Source organism: Pseudogemmobacter hezensis (assembly GCF_013155295.1).
In the GTDB taxonomy this organism is placed as follows: Bacteria; Pseudomonadota; Alphaproteobacteria; order Rhodobacterales; family Rhodobacteraceae; genus Pseudogemmobacter; species Pseudogemmobacter hezensis.
The window spans coordinates 49,600-64,754 of record NZ_JABJXT010000003.1 but is presented as its reverse complement, the minus strand read 5'-3'; the positions used below and the strand labels follow the sequence as shown (position 1 = coordinate 64,754).

Genomic DNA, 15,155 nt, shown 5'->3' with positions numbered 1-15,155 from the left:
GTGGGCTCCAGCAACCGGAAGGTAAGAAATCAGCCGCGCAAACGGTCCATCGAGCGCACCAGCGCCTCGGAAATCGCGGGTTCGGACAGGGCATGCCCGGCCATCGGCACCATATTGATGCGGGCACGGTCCCAGCCCTCGGCCAGGCTCCAGGCCGATTGCGGCGGGCAGACCATGTCATAGCGGCCCTGAACGATCTCGGCCGGGATATGGGCAATGCGCGAGCGATTGGCCAGGATCCAGCCGTCATGATCCAGGAAACCGCCATTGATGAAATAGTGGTTTTCCAGCCGGGCAAAGGCATGGGCATAATCGGCGGGACTTTCACCGAACCAGCCGTCATTGTGGATAGAGGCAAGCGCATTCTCCCACCCCGACCACAGCCGGGCAAAGCGCACCTCTTCAGCGCGATCCCCCGAAAACAGCCGCCGATGATAGGCCTGGATCAGATCGCCTCGCTCACCCTCGGGGATCGGGCCGATGAAATTGCGCCACAGATCGGGGAAGAACCTCCCCGCGCCGCCGCCATAGAACCAGTCCAGCTCGGCCCGGGTCATCAGAAAGACGCCGCGCAGCACCATATGCGAGACGCGGGTCGGATGGGTGATCGCGGTGATCAGCGCCAGCGTCGCCCCCCAGCTGCCGCCAAAGGCCACATATTGCGAGATGCCAAGCGCCTCACGGATCCGCTCGGCGTCGGAGACCAGATCCCAGGTCGTGTTGCGGATCACCGTCGCCCGCGGCACTGATCGCCCGCAGCCGCGCTGATCAAACAGCACAACGCGAAAGAACGCCGGATCGAAATAGCGCCGCATCAGCGGGCTGCAGCCGCCGCCCGGCCCGCCGTGAAAGACAAAAACCGGCATGCCTGCGGGGTTGCCGCATTGCTCGACATAGACCTGATGGCCGTCGCCCATATCCATCATGCGCTGATCGAAAGGCTCGATCGGCGGGTAAAGGAAGTCGCTTGCGCGTTTTTGTCCTGATCTCTGATCCATTGCGGTCTATATAACGTGGAAGAAACGCAAAGTCGAACGAGGACATCAGATGTCAGCCGCTGCCGCCACCACCGGAACCGTCGATCCCGCCGAGGTGGCAAAATTCCAGGCCATGGCCGAGGAATGGTGGGATCCAAAGGGCAAATTCCGCCCCCTGCACCTGATGAACCCCTGCCGCCTGGACTATATCACCACCCAGATCGCGGGCGAGTTCGGCCGGGATCTGACCGCACCGCAGGCCTTTGAGGGGCTGCGCATCCTGGATATCGGCTGCGGTGGCGGGCTTTTGTCAGAGCCGATGGCGCGGCTGGGGGCCGATGTGACCGGGGCCGATGCCGCCGAGCGCAATATCCCGGTGGCGCGGGTGCATGCCGAGGCCTCGGGGCTGAAGATCGACTATCGCCACACCACCGCCGAGGCGCTGGCCGAGGCCGGCGAGCGCTATGACGTGGTGCTGAATATGGAAGTGGTCGAGCATGTCGCCGATCCGCTGGCCTATCTGACCGCCTGCCAGCAGCTTCTGAAACCGGGCGGGCTGATGATCTGCTCGACCATGAACCGCAACGCCAAAAGCTTTGCCATGGCGATTATCGGTGCCGAGTGGATCATGCGCTGGCTGCCCAAAGGCACCCATGACTGGGCGAAATTCATCACGCCCGATGAGCTTTATGACCTGATCCGCCGCGCAGGCCTTGACCCGGTGGACCGCAAGGGGATGGTATTCAACCCCATCTCCTGGCGCTGGAGCCTGTCTTCGCGCGACCTTTCGGTGAATTACGTAACGACGAGCGTTAAGCGGTGAAAGCAGTGCTGTTCTGGCTGATCCTGGCCCTGATCTCTGCCTGGGGCGCAGCTGCGCTTTGGGTGCAGTTCGCGCAGGCGCGGCCCTATGCGCTGGCCGGGCTGGCGGTTGCGGTCGCGCTGGTTGCCTGGGCGCGGCTGGGCACGAATTGGGGGTCGGGCTTTGGCTGGATCGCGCTTTTCACCCTGACGGCTGTGCTTTTGCTGTGGTTTTTCAGCATGCAGCCGCGCCAGGACCGCGACTGGGCCCGCGATGTTTCCCGCATCGTAAAGGGCCAGGTCGAGGGCGATATTGTCCGGCTCGACAATATCCGCAGCTTTCGCTGGCAAAGCGCGACCGAGGCTGAAGAGGCCTGGACCAGCCGCGTGGTCGATCTGACGAAACTCACCGGCGCAGATATGATCACCTCATCCTGGGGCAACCCGATGATCGCGCATCTGCTGGTCAGCTTTCGCTTTGCCGATGCCGATCCGCTGACCTTCTCGGTCGAGATCCGCCGCGAAAAGGGCGAGAAGTTCTCGGCGCTTGGTGGCTTTTTCCGCCAGTTCGAGCTGTCGCTGATTGCAGCGGATGAGGCTGATATCGTGCAATGGCGGGCGGTGGCGCGGGGCGAAGAGGTGCATCTTTACCCGCTGGATCTGACGCCCGCGCAGCTGCGGGCGGTGTTCCTCAGCTATGTAGAGCTGGGGAATGAGCTGAACGCCGCGCCCGCCTGGTATAACACCGCTCTGTCGAATTGCGTTACCGTGGTCTGGCGGCTGGCCCGCGAGCTGACCCCCGGCCTGCCTTTGGACAAAAGCCTGATCCTGCCCGGCTATCTGCCCGACTACCTGAACCGGCTGGGGGTTCTGACAGGCCCCGGAACGCTGCCACAAAAGCGCGAGCGGTCGCTGATCTCGCCCCGCGCGCGCGCCATGCCACCGGATGCGGATTTCTCGGCATGGATCCGGGAATAGCCCAGGCCGACCAGACCCCGATCACACCCCAATCACACCCCGGACAGGCCCCCGACCACCATCCCGACAACAATTCAGGCGACCCCCCATATGACACTGCTGCGCAAAATCTGGCACTTCATAACTGCCGTGACCGAGCGGATGGGCGACGGGCATTTCGGCCTCGTCGCGGCGGGCGTGGCCTTTTACGCGATGTTTGCGGTGTTTCCGGGGCTGGCGGCGGTGGTGGCGATCTGGGGGATGATGGCCGATCCGGTGGTGATTGCGGGCTATCTGCAGGTGGCTGAGCGGTTTTTGCCGCCCGATGCCAGCAGTCTGATCCACGATCAGGTGATGGGGCTGGTGAATGCGCCGCGCACCACGCTGGGCTGGGCCACGCTTTTGTCGCTGCTGGTTGCGCTTTACTCGGCCCGCAATGGGGTGTCCGCGCTGGTCCAGGGGCTGGATGTGGTGCATCGCGCGGTGCCGCGCTCGTGGCTGGGTGGTATGGCCCGTGATTTCCTGCTGACGCTCTCGCTGATTGCGGCGCTGATCGGGGCGCTGGCCACCATCGTCATCGTGCCCGTGATGCTGTCCTGGGTGCCGCTGGACCAGATCGCGCCGCGGCTGACCCGGCTTTTGCCCTGGGCTGCGATGGTGCTGCTGGTGCTGGTCTGCCTGTCGATCCTGTTCCGCTACGGCCCAAATGTGCCCCGCAATGAGCGCTCTCGCTGGTTTTCCGGCGGGGTGATCTTTGCGGCGCTGGCCTGGGCGGGTGTGTCGATGGGCTTCTCGCTCTATCTGGAGAATTTCAACAGTTATAACCGCATCTATGGCTCGATCGGGGCGGCGGTGATCCTGATGATGTGGCTTTACCTTTCGGTCTGGGCGATCCTGGCCGGGGGCGCCATCAACGCCGAGCTGGACCAGGCCCGCCGCATCCGCCGCCAGATGGGGCGTATGGCATAGGCCACCAACTCCACGGGGACCAGTTCCGCCATTGGAGCGGGCCCCACTGGAACGCCCCCCCGATTGCGGCTATTGCAGCCACAATCCCCAGCTGAAAGGCCTGCATCATGAGCTTCTCGCGTGCGATCAAAATCGCCCCTTCGATCCTCTCTGCCGATTTCGCAAATTTCGGTGCCGAATGTGAAGCCATCGAGGCCGCCGGCGCCGACTGGGTGCATGTCGATGTGATGGACGGGCATTTCGTGCCCAATATCACCTTTGGCCCGGCCACCTGCGCCGCGATCCGCCCGCATATCAAGGGCGTGATGGATGTCCATCTGATGATCTCCCCGGTCGATGCCTATCTTGAGGCTTTCGCCAAAGCCGGGGCCGATTTCATCTCTGTCCACCTTGAGGCCGGGGTGCATATGCATCGCAGCCTGCAGACGATCCGCGCACTTGGGGTCAAACCCGGGATCGCAATCAACCCCGCCACCGGGATCGAGGGGGTCGAATATCTGCTGGACCAGATCGAGCTGATCAATGTGATGACAGTCAACCCGGGCTTTGGCGGGCAGAAGCTGATCACCTCGCAGCTGGAAAAGATCCGCCGTCTGCGCGCGATGATCGGCGACCGCCCGATCCATATCGAGATCGACGGCGGCGTCACCACGGAAACAGCGCCGCTGGTTGTCGCAGCCGGGGCGGATGTTCTGGTCGCAGGCTCGGCCGTGTTCAGCGGTGGCTCGGTGAAAAACCCCGCGCCCTATGCCGCAAACATCAGCGCTCTGCGGGCCGTGGCCGAGGCCGCACGCGAATGACCCCGGTCATTTTCGACCTCGACGGCACCCTGGTCGATTCAGTGCCCGATCTGCAGGCGGCGCTGAACCGCGCCTTCGCGGCTGAGGGCGTCGCGCCCTTTGATCTGCCGACGGTGACCTCTTTCATCGGCAAGGGCATGGCCAATCTGGTGCAGCGCGGCATTGAGGCGCGTGGCCTTGATGCGGCCGCGCATCCGCGCCTTTTCCAGGCCACCGCCGCCGCCTATGAGGCAGAGCCCACCCTGCGCACAAGGCTTTACCCCGGCGTGACAGAGGCCCTGGCGGCGCTGGCCCAGGCTGGGCATCCGCTGGGCATCTGCACCAACAAACCCGAGGGCGCGGCGCGGCTGGTGCTGGACCAGATGGGCCTGACGCCCTGGTTTCAGTCGATCGTCGGCGGCGGGCGGGTGGCGCTAAAGCCCGACCCGGCCCCTTTGCGCCTTTGCATGGCAGAGCTGGGCGCGGATCACGCGATCTTTGTCGGCGACAGTGAGGTTGACGCCGATACGGCGCTGGCCGCAGACCTGCCCTTCCTGCTTTACACCGAGGGCTATCGCAAATCGCCCGCGCAGGATCTGCCGCAAACCGCCCGGTTTTCCGATTTCGCCGAACTGCCCTGGCTGGTCGCGGAACAGGGATAAGCCCCAAAACTGATCCCCAGAACCAAGCCTCAGAACTGGGCCTCAGAACGCGGGCGCGGCCACCGCATCCAGCAGGCCGCGCCCGCCATCAACCACCAGCACCTGCCCCGTCACAAAGCGTGAGGCATCTGCCGCCAGATACTGGATCGTCTCGACCAGCTCATCCGGGGCCGCGATCCGCCCCAAAGGCGTGCCGCTTTCGATCCGCTCGCGCAGATCAGGCGATTCCTTCAGCGCCAGTTGCAGGCTGGCGCTCATCACGGAGCCGATGGAAACCGCATTCACCCGGATGCCTTTGGGCGCCAGCGCCACGGCCAGTGTGCGGGTCATCTGTTCAACCGCGGCCGAGGCCATCGAATAGGCCAGCAGTTCCGGCTGCACCCGCACCGCCGCCACCGATGAGAAATTGATGATCGAGCCGATGGCACCGGGCTCAGGGTGATCGGCCGCCTCGGCGACCTGGATCATCCGCTTCGCCACCAGCTGGCTGAGCCGCAGCGTCGAGAGGACATTTTGCTGCCAGAGCGCCTCGACATGATCGGCCTCGGGGTTCAGCACCTCGGATATCTGGCAGCGGCGGGCGGCGTTGACCAGAATGTCGATCCGGTCAAAGGCCTCAACCGTGGCCGAAACCAGGTTCACCAGCGTCAGCTTGCGCGTCAGATCACCGGGGAACAGCCGCACCGGGCCGTCGCCCTGCGCCGCCTCGCCCATCTCGGCCGTCAGCCGCGCCTCATCGGAATCGGCCAGCATGACGCGCACGCCCTTGTCGATCAGATGCCGCGCGATGGCGAGACCCAGGCCGCTGGCGGCCCCGGTTACGATGGCGGTCTTGCCGGAGAGGGAAAAGGACATATTGGCCTCGGATCTGGCTGGGCCGCCGCCCTTAACGGGCCTGGCGGCGCGGCTTGATGGCGCGGATCACGCGGAAGGAATTGGTCTGCACGACGGTCTCGACCTCAAGGAAATGGGTCGTCAGCGCCTCATCATAGGGCAGATGGCGGTTGGCCACCATCCAGAGCGCCCCATCCGGGGCCAGCATCCGCCGCGCCGCCGTGATGAAGGCAATGCCCAGCGTCGGATCAGAGCTGCGCCCGATATGGAAGGGCGGGTTCATCACCACCGTCTCGGCCAGATTGGCGGGGCGGAAGGCGGTCGCATCCTCCCAATGGAAATTCGCGCGGGGATCGTCGATGTTCTGGCGGGCACATTCCAGCGAAAGCGCCTCTGCCTCGACCAGATCCAGCCGTTTGACGCTGGCACGCGCCAGGATCGCCCGCGAAAGATAGCCCCAGCCCGCCCCCAGATCGACCACCTTCGGCCCCAGCTTTTCGGGCAGATGTTCGGCCAGCAGAACCGAGGCCGGATCCGGCCCATCCGCTGAGAACACCCCGGCGCGGGTGATGAAGCCGCCCTCAACCTGGCGCGGCTGATCGGCCCAATCGGCAAGCTCTGGCCCCGCCGCAAAAGCCGCGATACGGCCATGCGCCTTTGAGATCGCGCCAGACAGGGCGACGCGGGGCTTCAGATCTTTCAGAATTGATTCAATTCCGTCGGTCTTTTGCCCGTCAACCAGCACAGTGGCGCCAGGCGCAACCCGGACCGCAGCTTCGGCCAGCATCGCTTTCGCATGATCGCGTGCGCGCGGCAGGCAAACCAGCGCCGCCGCATAGGGGGCCGCCCCCGCTGGCGCAGCGCTTTCGACCTGATAGCCCCGGGCTTTGAAATAATCGCTGTCGGGACGGAACCCTGTCAGCACCACGACCCGATCTTTCGGCAGGGCCGAGAGATCATCGCCCTGATGCGGGCGGAAAACCGCGATCTGCCCCGTCTCGGGAAGCGCAAAAAGGCCCTCTTCCAGGGCCAGTTCAATCCGTGATGCTCGCATGATCCGCCTCTGTCGCGCCCGTTTGCGCGTCTATTCTTTTTCCATCGTGCATTGCAGCGGATGCTGATGACGGCGCGCAAAATCCATCACCTGGGCGACCTTGGTCTCTGCGACCTCAAAGGAAAAGACGCCAACCACCGCGAGGCCCTTCTTATGGACCACCAGCATGATGTCAAAGGCCTGGGCGTGATTCATGCCGAAAAAACGTTCCAGGATGTGAACCACGAACTCCATCGGGGTGTAGTCGTCATTCAGCAGCAGCACCTTGTAAAGCGGCGGCCGCTGGGTCTTTGGTTTCGGCTTGGCCAGCAGCGAGGTGTCCTCACCCGGACCGCCGGCACCCGGACCATCTTGCTGGTCTGACAGGGTCAGGGGGGTATGGGTCAAATCATGCCTCCGCTTTCTGCAGGGATTCGCACAGGATCAAAAGTGACAGGAATATAGTCGCTTTTCTGAATACGAAAAGAGCCACATAACCGTTAAGATTGCTTTGATGCAAACAGGCCAGTTACAGGGCACGATCCGGGAACCGCAGCAATGATCACCACAATCGGTTTCGACGCCGATGATACGCTTTGGCAAAACGAGGCCTTCTTTCGCCTGACCCAGGAGCATTTCACCGATCTTCTGCGCGATTACAGCGATCCCCACCAACTGCACGAGCGCCTTCTGGCCGCTGAGCGGCGCAATATCGGCGTCTATGGCTATGGGGTGAAAGGCTTCACCCTGTCGATGATCGAGACCGCAATCGAGGTGACCGAGGGCCGCGTTCCCGCATCGGTGATATCCGAGCTTTTGGGCGCAGGCCGGGCGATGCTGGACCATCCGGTCGAGCTGATTCCCCATGCGCGTGAGACGGTCGAGGCGCTTTCCGGCCAGTTCCGCCTGATCCTGATCACCAAGGGTGATCTGCTTCACCAGGAGCGGAAGTTGGCGCAATCCGGCCTTGGCGACAGCTTTGACGCGGTCGAGATCGTCTCAGAAAAGACCCCTGAGGTCTATCGCCGCATCTTCGATCAGCATGGCCAGGGCGCAGGCGCGGCGCTGATGACCGGCAACTCGATGCGCTCGGATGTGGTGGCGGCGCTGGATGCCGGGGCCTGGGGCGTGCATGTGCCAAATGGCCCCGCATGGGAGCTGGATTCCGCCGATGAGCCGGTGGAAAATCCGCGTTATCGCCACCTGCCAGACCTTTCGCACCTGCCCGCCCTGGTGATGCAGCTGACCGGCACCCCCAGGCAATAGCGGTGGCAAGGGCAGAATCACCCTGGATATGGCCTGGTGAAACCCGGGCGCAACAAGATAAACTTTTGGTGTAAAACCCTTGAAATTTACGGGTTTTCCGGCACAGCCCTCTGTGTTAGCCTGATTGCTGAGGCAGAATTGAGATCCCAAAAAAATCGGGGTCCGAAACAGGCAAAGGATCGGCGACGTGGCATCGCTAATCGGGCGGTTTTTCCGCAACGTAACGCTATTTCTGGCGCTTTTTGCGCTGATCGCTCCAGTGGTGACGCCATCTCCGGCGCATGCAGCACCTTTTGCGGCGATCATCATGGATGCGCGCACCGGCGAAGAGCTGTGGTCGCAAAACGCAGATACAAAGCTGCACCCGGCGTCCCTGACCAAGATGATGACGCTTTACATCACCTTCCAGGAAATCCAGGCGGGCCGCATGTCGCTGGATACGGTGGTAACGGTGTCGAAACATGCTGCCGCGCAGCCGCCCTCACGTCTGGGGCTGAAGCCGGGGCAGAAAATCAAGGTCCGCTATCTGATCCGTGCCGCCGCGATCAAATCCGCCAATGACGCCGCTGCCGCGCTTGGCGACCACATTGCAGGATCCGAGGCCGCCTTTGCCAGCCGCATGACCCGCACCGCGCGGGCACTTGGCATGCGCAACACCACCTTCAAGAACGCCCATGGTCTGACTGCGCCGGGCCATCTGTCGACCGCGCGTGACATGACGCTGCTGGGGCGGCATCTGTTTTATGATTTCCCGCAGTTTTACAACATCTTCTCGCGCCGCACCGCTGATGCCGGCATCGCCAAGGTCGTGAACACCAACAGCCGTTTTCTGGATGGATATGAGGGCGCTGACGGGATCAAGACCGGCTACACGGTGCCTGCGGGCTTTAACCTGACCGCCTCGGCCAAGCGCGGCGACAAGCGCATCATTGCGACCGTGTTCGGTGGCACATCGACGGCGCAGCGCAACGCCAAAATGGTCGAGCTGATGAACAAGGGCTTTGGCCTCGCCAAGAGTGGCACCCGCGAAAGCCGCCCGAATGCCGCTGCGATTCAGGGCGCCGATCTGCTGGCCGAGGCCCCGCCCGCCGCTGTCGACACGCCGAATGCGCCCGGCAGCGCGGCCAAAACTGTGCGCGTCTCTGGCGCTGTGCTGACCTCGCCACGGCCGAAACCGCGCCCCGATCGCAATGCAGCACCTGAGGTATTGCTGGCAGAGGCCGCGCCCCAGGTTCCCGATGCGCTGGCTGCGGCAATCGCAGAAGGTGTCGAATCGGCTTTGGCCGAGGCATCCGCCCCGCCGCCTCCGCCCGGCACGTTCGAGGCCCAGGCGCTGGAGCTGGCATCAGCTGATGCGCCAGCCGATGCGGGTGCCCATCCGGGTGCCGGAAAATCGCTGGTTGATCCGGCAGCCGTCGATGAGGTGATCGCCGCTCTGGCCACGGATGCGCCCGCCCCTGTCGCAGATCAGACGGCAACTGCAGTTGCAGCCGCCTCTGGCAGCTTTGAGGCCCAGGCCATGGCGCTGGCCGCCGGTGCCCCGCCTGCCGAAACGCCTGCGCCGACCGTTGCCGAAACCGCCCCGGAGGCAGCACCTGCCGTCGATATGGCGCTGGCCTCGCTGCGCCCGATGCCGCGCCCCGAACATCTGACGCGCCCGGCCGTCGCACCCGATGCCGCGCCCGTAACCGAAACCGTGCCGATGGTTGCCGAGGCCGCCCCGGTCTACGAAACCGTCGCCCCTGCCGAAGAGATCCTGCTTGCCGAGGCCGACAATATCGCGCCCGAAGTGATGTCGGAGCTGCCGGTTCCCAGCGGGTTCGGGGGCGGGCTGACCGCAGTCGAGACTGTCGCAGCCGATGCCCGCGCCGTGGTGGCCGAGCCAGCCGCTCCGGTGCGCCGCGCGCCGATTTTTGAGCCCGTCGCAAAGGTTGCGGCCGTCGAACCCGTCGCAGAAACTGTCCCCGAGGAACTGGTCGTCGTCTCGAAATCAACCTCAGGCGGGCGCAGCTTTGGTGTGGCCGTTGGGGCCTATACCTCGCAGGATGAGGCGCAGCGCGCACTTTTGCGCACCGCTCTGGCCGAAAGCGCCACGCTGGACCAGGGTATGCGCAAGGTCACCCAAAGAGGCGGCAAATACCGCGCCTCTTTCCTGGGGCTGACCGAGGATCAGGCCGATCTGGCCTGCCGCCGCCTGCGCGCGCGTGGCATGGCCTGCGAAACCATGGGCCCGGTGTAACCCAGCCCGACAGACTGATTTCAGGAAGAATACGAAAAGCCCCGACAGATCACTCTGTCGGGGCTTTTCAGTTCAGACCGTTCAGGCCGCGCATCAGTCGGGGCGCGGGCGATCATCCCAGTCTTTGGTCAGGATACGGTTCGCATCGCCCTCTGGGTCGTCGAACTGTCGCGCCCGCATCGCCCAGATGAAAGCGACCAGACCAACGCCGCCCATCAGCAACGAAACCGGAATCAAAATCCCCAGGATCTCCATCGCGTTTCCCCTATTTCAGCCGCAGCGCGTTCAGCGAGACCGTCACCGATGACAAAGACATCGCCAGCGCCGCCGCCAGTGGCGTCGCCATACCAAACAGCGCCAGCGGCACTGCGATCACATTATAGCCTGCAGAAATCTTAAAATTCTCGACAATTCGCCTGGAGGCCTGACGCGAAATCCGCAGCGCATCGGCAATCGGCGCGATATCCTGGCCCAAAAGCACGATATCCGAGGCCGCCCGCGCCGCATCCAGCGCCGATGCGGGCGAGATCGAGACATAGGCCTCGGCCAGTGCCGCCGTGTCATTCAACCCGTCGCCCACCATCAGCACATGGCCGCCCGCCGCCTTCAGATCACGCACCCGCGCGGCCTTTTCAGCAGGCAGAACGCCAGCCGCCCAGTCGTCAATGCCTAGCTCTGCGGCCAGCGCGGAAACGGCGGGCGGGGTGTCGCCCGACAGCAAAACGACTCGCTTGCCATCCGCCTTCAGCGCATCAACCAGCCCGGCGGCACCGGGGCGCAGACGGTCGTGGAAAGTGAAGGCGCGGGCCGGGCTGTCGCCAGTGGAAAGCCATGTTGCCGTCCCGGCACCGGGTTCTGCCCCGCACCATTCTGCGCGGCCAAGGCGCACCACCCTGCCCTTCCAAAGCCCCTCGACGCCGTAGCCGGGCATCTCACGAATGTCCTCGACCCGGGCGGGGCGCAGACCTGCGACCCGTGCCGCCTCGGCCAGCGCCATGGCAAGCGGGTGCGACGAGGCCCCGGCCAGCGCCAGCGCCACCTCGGCCACGGCCGGGGGATGGGTGTCGAAATTGGTCGCAACCGGGCGGCCCAGGGTCAGCGTGCCCGTCTTGTCAAAGACCACCGTATCGACCTGCGAAAGCCGTTCCAGCGCCGTGCCATCCTTGATCAGCAGCCCCTTGCGAAACAGTCGCCCCGAGGCCGAGGTCAGCACCGCAGGCACCGCAAGGCCCAGGGCACAGGGGCAGGTGATGATCAGCACCGCCGCCATGATATTGACAGACATACGAAAATCGCCGCCGGTATAGATCAGCCAGCCCGTGAAAGCGACGCCCGCCAGAACATGCACGATCGACGAGTAGGCATGCGCCGCCCGCTCGGCCAGCGAGGTGTAGCGGGTCTTTGCCGCCTCGGCCACGGCGACCAGATCGGCCATCTGATGCAGCGAGCTGTCCTTGCCCGCCGCCGTCACCCGCACCGTCAGCGGCCCGGTCAGATTGACCTCACCCGCCGAGACGAGCGCCCCGGGATGGGCGGCCACGGGCAGGGTTTCCCCGGTCAGAAGGCTGCGATCGATCTCGGATGCGCCCGCGACGATCTCGCCATCCACCGGCATCCGCCCGCCCGGTCGCACCAGCACCAGATCGCCGGGAATGACCTCGGAAATCGGGCGGATAACCTCGGTGCCGTCTTGCAAAACGGTGGCACGGGGCACCTCAAGCGCGGCCAGTTCCTGCGCGGCGGATCGCGCAATCGCGCGGGTGCGGTGGTCAAGGTAGCGACCGATCAGCAGGAAGAAGGTCAGCATCACGGCGGCATCGAAATAGGAATGCGGGCCAGAATTGATCGTCTCGAAAATAGAGATGAAGCAGGCCAGCACAATCGCCAGGCTGATCGGGAAATCCATCCCCAGCCGCCCCGCCTTCAGCGAGCGCCAGGCGCCTTTGAAAAACGGCTGCGAGGAAAACACCACCGTCGGCAGCGCAATCGCGCCGGAAATCCAGTGGAACATATCGCGCGTCGCACCATCCGCCCCGGACCAGACCGCGACCGACAGAAGCATGACATTCATCATCGAGAAGAAGGCCACCCCCATCCGCATCAGCAGATCACGCCCCTGGCGGTCGGTTTCCGTCACCGACAGAAGGCCGGGATCCAGCTCATGCGCCTCATATCCGGCGCGGTCCAGCACCGCGACCAGATCGGCGGGCGCGATCTCGGGGCCCGCGTCAACCGAGACCCGTTTCAGCGTCAGATTCAGCCGGGCCGAGCGCACACCGGGCACCGCCTGCAGCGCCTTTTCAACCGTCGAGATACATTCCGCGCAATGGGCGGCAGGCAAAGACAGCACGATCCGCGCATCCCGGACCACCCGCGCCAGATCGGCGGCGGCAGGGGCAACCACGCAGGCCGGGCAGGCCGAAATGCCGCCGGGGCTTTCCGGGATAAGACTTTCGGAGCGGGTGTTAAGATTGCCTGCTGCAATGCTCATCTTGTGTTACCCCCTTGGCGCGACCACAAAATCCAGCCTGCGCTCGAACGGGGTGCCGTCCTGCGCGATGGCCTGAACCTTCATCATCCATTCGCCCGAGCCCAGCTCGACTGCGGCCTCATAGCGATCACCCTGCCAGATGAATTCGGGCGTCTGATCGTCGCGGGCGATGGTGACGCGGCCGATCAAAGCCTCAATCGCCTTTGCCTCGACCGGGGTGCCGCTGGCATCGGTGATCCGCAGCGCCATTGTGCCGGGGCTGTAGGTTTGTTCCAGCTGCCAGCCAAGCGCCTCTTGCGCGTCGCGGCGGCCATCAAAGCCGCGCCCCGCGACGTAAGAGCTTTGCACTTCAAGGCCGGGGAAGGTCGAGACCGCCTTATAGGCCATGAATACATTCACCGCCGTCACGATGCCGAAAAAGCTGAGCACCGCGAAAAGCACCCGCCCCCCGGTCAGCCTGCGGCGGCCAAGCCACAGGCCCAGGCCGACAACCAGAAAAACCAGCGGCACAAACAAGAGGAATTCCCGCCCGGCAAGCGCCGCAGTGAAACCATTCATCGCCTTGTCTCCGTTCCTTTATGGCGGCCGATCCGCAAAGATCAGCTACCTTTGCCGTTAAAGACCGTATCCTTGGCGACGCGGTCGGTGGTGTCTTTGATACCGGGCACCGGAGCACCCTCGATCCAGAGGCGGATCTCGCTGCGCGGCGTGGTGGCGGCTGCGGTGCCGGGCGCGGCGGTGACGTAAAGGCGCACATGCGCGGTTTCATTGGCCGCCACCTCGATCCGGGCGTTTTGCCCGCCCTCAACCGACAGGGCGAGTGGCGAGACGCCATCGACGGCAAAGCTGAACCAGCGGGCCTGGCCCTCCATATTGCGCAGGCGGATCTCATAGGTGTTGCGGATCGTGCCGTCCGACAGCATCACAAAGGTCGGATTGCGAACCGGAGTCACGTTCACATCCAGCGGGCTGCGCAGGAACAGGGCCACGACCAGCGCAATCCCCACGCCCGCCCAAAGCGTGGTGTAAAGCACGGTGCGCGGGCGCAGCACATGGCGCCAGGTGGGGATCGGAGGCTCGCCCTTACGTTCACGCGTTTCGTCCGTAAGGGCCAGATAGCCGATCAGCCCCTGCGGCTTGCCGATCCTGGTCATCACCTCATCGCAGGCATCGATGCAAAGGCCACAGGTGATGCAGGCCAGCTGCTGACCGTCGCGGATGTCGATCCCCATCGGGCAGACGTTGACGCAGGCCATGCAGTCGATGCAGTCGCCGTTGCCCGCGACCGATTGCTTGCCGCGCGGCTCTCCGCGCCAGTCGCGGTAGGCGATGGTGATGGTTTCCTCATCCATCATCGCGGCCTGGATGCGCGGCCAGGGGCACATATAGATGCAGACCTGCTCGCGCATGAAGCCACCGAAAAGGAAGGTGGTCATGGTCAGGATCAGCATGGTGATCCAGGCAACCGGATGCGCCTGAAAAGTCAGAAGATCGCGCAAAAGCGTCGGAGCATCGGTGAAATAGAAGATCCAGGCCCCGCCGGTGGCGAGGCCGATCAGGAACCAGACCGTCCACTTCACGGCCCGTTTGCGGATTTTTTCGCCGGTCCATTTGCTGCGGTGCAGACGGATGCGGGCGTTGCGGTCGCCTTCGATCCATCGCTCGACCAGGATGAAAAGGTCGGTCCAGACGGTCTGCGGGCAGGCATAGCCGCACCAGACCCGGCCTGCGGCGCTGGTAAACAGGAAAAGGCCCAACCCCGCCATGATCAGAAGGCCCGCCACGAAGTAAAATTCATGCGGCCAGATTTCGATCATGAAGAAGAAAAAGCGACGATTGCCCAGATCCAGCAAGACCGCCTGATCGGGCAGATTGGGGCCGCGATCCCAGCGGATCCACGGCAGAATATAGTAAATGCCCAGGGTCACCGCCATGATCCACCATTTCGCGGTGCGGAAATGGCCTTTGATCCGGCGGGGGAAGATTGGCTCACGCGCCGCGTAAAGGCTCGGCGGGTTGGCGTCGGATGTGGACACGGCGATGGCTCCGAAAATCGGGTTGCTGTCATGGTATCGCAGACAGGCCCTTGCCCGGCTTTGACCTGGGTCAATTATCCCATCCCGGATACAGGTTTGACTTCGCCCATC

At 64.0% G+C, this 15,155-nt stretch carries 14 protein-coding genes and 1 pseudogene; 7 read left to right on the top strand and 8 right to left on the bottom strand.

Annotated features, from left to right (window positions below; translation table 11 throughout):
- Positions 1–29 precede the first annotated feature (29 nt).
- Positions 30–998: a prolyl aminopeptidase gene (gene pip / locus HOY34_RS04200; RefSeq protein ID WP_172360148.1), complete on the bottom strand. Its 969-nt coding sequence runs from the start codon at positions 996–998 to the stop codon at positions 30–32.
- Between the two features lie 49 nt (positions 999–1,047).
- Between pip and ubiG the strand changes: the two genes are divergently transcribed.
- The 5 genes from ubiG to gph all read left to right on the top strand — a co-directional run bounded on the left by ubiG (position 1,048) and on the right by gph (position 5,145).
- Positions 1,048–1,800 carry a bifunctional 2-polyprenyl-6-hydroxyphenol methylase/3-demethylubiquinol 3-O-methyltransferase UbiG gene (ubiG, locus tag HOY34_RS04195; protein WP_172360146.1) on the top strand — a complete coding sequence of 251 codons (753 nt, stop codon included), beginning with the start codon at positions 1,048–1,050 and terminating at the stop codon, positions 1,798–1,800.
- Positions 1,797–2,756 (top strand): Lnb N-terminal periplasmic domain-containing protein, encoded by a 960-nt coding sequence (locus HOY34_RS04190; RefSeq protein WP_172360144.1) that lies wholly within the window; start codon positions 1,797–1,799, stop codon positions 2,754–2,756. Before ubiG ends, HOY34_RS04190 begins: the two co-directional genes overlap by 4 nt.
- Before the next feature lie 90 nt (positions 2,757–2,846).
- A complete protein-coding gene (locus tag HOY34_RS04185; RefSeq protein ID WP_172360142.1) occupies positions 2,847–3,704 on the top strand; it encodes a YihY/virulence factor BrkB family protein in 858 nt (285 codons plus the stop codon).
- 107 nt (positions 3,705–3,811) lie between these two features.
- Entirely contained in the window at positions 3,812–4,504 is a 693-nt protein-coding gene (gene rpe, locus HOY34_RS04180) for a ribulose-phosphate 3-epimerase (protein ID WP_172360141.1), read from the top strand.
- The gene (gene gph / locus HOY34_RS04175; RefSeq protein ID WP_172360139.1) at positions 4,501–5,145 is read left to right on the top strand and encodes a phosphoglycolate phosphatase; all 645 of its coding nucleotides are present in this window, start codon (positions 4,501–4,503) and stop codon (positions 5,143–5,145) included. Before rpe ends, gph begins: the two co-directional genes overlap by 4 nt.
- Before the next feature lie 42 nt (positions 5,146–5,187).
- Here gph and HOY34_RS04170 read toward each other — a convergent pair whose 3' ends face one another.
- The 3 genes from HOY34_RS04170 to clpS are packed head-to-tail and all read right to left on the bottom strand — an operon-like array spanning position 5,188 to position 7,345.
- Positions 5,188–6,000, bottom strand: coding sequence for an SDR family NAD(P)-dependent oxidoreductase (locus HOY34_RS04170; RefSeq protein ID WP_172360137.1), 813 nt, complete (start codon positions 5,998–6,000; stop codon positions 5,188–5,190).
- A gap of 31 nt (positions 6,001–6,031) precedes the next feature.
- Positions 6,032–7,033 carry a class I SAM-dependent methyltransferase gene (locus HOY34_RS04165; RefSeq protein WP_172360135.1) on the bottom strand — a complete coding sequence of 334 codons (1,002 nt, stop codon included), beginning with the start codon at positions 7,031–7,033 and terminating at the stop codon, positions 6,032–6,034.
- 30 nt (positions 7,034–7,063) lie between these two features.
- Entirely contained in the window at positions 7,064–7,345 is a 282-nt protein-coding gene (gene clpS, locus HOY34_RS04160; protein ID WP_436645013.1) for an ATP-dependent Clp protease adapter ClpS, read from the bottom strand.
- Positions 7,346–7,570: 225 nt separating this feature from the next.
- Here clpS and HOY34_RS04155 point away from each other — a divergent pair, with 225 nt between their 5' ends.
- On the top strand, positions 7,571–8,278 hold the full coding sequence (locus HOY34_RS04155) for an HAD family hydrolase (RefSeq protein ID WP_172360133.1): 708 nt from the start codon (positions 7,571–7,573) through the stop codon (positions 8,276–8,278).
- 232 nt (positions 8,279–8,510) lie between these two features.
- A pseudogene (locus tag HOY34_RS22550) lies at positions 8,511–9,509 on the top strand (D-alanyl-D-alanine carboxypeptidase family protein); the annotation flags it as partial.
- Positions 9,510–10,610: 1,101 nt separating this feature from the next.
- On the opposite strand, the gene ccoS reads toward HOY34_RS22550, so the two are convergent.
- Genes ccoS through ccoG form a run of 4 tightly spaced genes read right to left on the bottom strand, consistent with a single transcriptional unit; the run spans position 10,611 to position 15,044 of the window.
- Complete coding sequence (gene ccoS, locus HOY34_RS04145; protein WP_172360129.1) at positions 10,611–10,772, bottom strand: cbb3-type cytochrome oxidase assembly protein CcoS; 162 nt, start codon at positions 10,770–10,772, stop codon at positions 10,611–10,613.
- A gap of 10 nt (positions 10,773–10,782) precedes the next feature.
- Positions 10,783–13,008: a heavy metal translocating P-type ATPase gene (locus tag HOY34_RS04140; protein ID WP_172360127.1), complete on the bottom strand. Its 2,226-nt coding sequence runs from the start codon at positions 13,006–13,008 to the stop codon at positions 10,783–10,785.
- A gap of 6 nt (positions 13,009–13,014) precedes the next feature.
- Positions 13,015–13,566 (bottom strand): FixH family protein, encoded by a 552-nt coding sequence (locus tag HOY34_RS04135; protein WP_172360125.1) that lies wholly within the window; start codon positions 13,564–13,566, stop codon positions 13,015–13,017.
- 41 nt (positions 13,567–13,607) lie between these two features.
- Positions 13,608–15,044, bottom strand: coding sequence for a cytochrome c oxidase accessory protein CcoG (gene ccoG, locus HOY34_RS04130; protein ID WP_172360123.1), 1,437 nt, complete (start codon positions 15,042–15,044; stop codon positions 13,608–13,610).
- Positions 15,045–15,155 lie beyond the last annotated feature (111 nt).

Excerpts from the sequence above, each read along its gene's own strand:
- pip (WP_172360148.1), bottom strand. The coding sequence starts at position 998 with ATGGATCAGAGATCAGGACAAAAACGCGCAAGCGACTTCCTTTACCCG.
- ubiG (WP_172360146.1), top strand. The coding sequence starts at position 1,048 with ATGTCAGCCGCTGCCGCCACCACCGGAACCGTCGATCCCGCCGAGGTG.
- HOY34_RS04185 (WP_172360142.1), top strand. The coding sequence starts at position 2,847 with ATGACACTGCTGCGCAAAATCTGGCACTTCATAACTGCCGTGACCGAG.
- rpe (WP_172360141.1), top strand. The coding sequence starts at position 3,812 with ATGAGCTTCTCGCGTGCGATCAAAATCGCCCCTTCGATCCTCTCTGCC.
- gph (WP_172360139.1), top strand. The coding sequence starts at position 4,501 with ATGACCCCGGTCATTTTCGACCTCGACGGCACCCTGGTCGATTCAGTG.
- HOY34_RS04170 (WP_172360137.1), bottom strand. The coding sequence starts at position 6,000 with ATGTCCTTTTCCCTCTCCGGCAAGACCGCCATCGTAACCGGGGCCGCC.
- HOY34_RS04165 (WP_172360135.1), bottom strand. The coding sequence starts at position 7,033 with ATGCGAGCATCACGGATTGAACTGGCCCTGGAAGAGGGCCTTTTTGCG.
- HOY34_RS04155 (WP_172360133.1), top strand. The coding sequence starts at position 7,571 with ATGATCACCACAATCGGTTTCGACGCCGATGATACGCTTTGGCAAAAC.
- ccoS (WP_172360129.1), bottom strand. The coding sequence starts at position 10,772 with ATGGAGATCCTGGGGATTTTGATTCCGGTTTCGTTGCTGATGGGCGGC.
- HOY34_RS04140 (WP_172360127.1), bottom strand. The coding sequence starts at position 13,008 with ATGAGCATTGCAGCAGGCAATCTTAACACCCGCTCCGAAAGTCTTATC.
- HOY34_RS04135 (WP_172360125.1), bottom strand. The coding sequence starts at position 13,566 with ATGAATGGTTTCACTGCGGCGCTTGCCGGGCGGGAATTCCTCTTGTTT.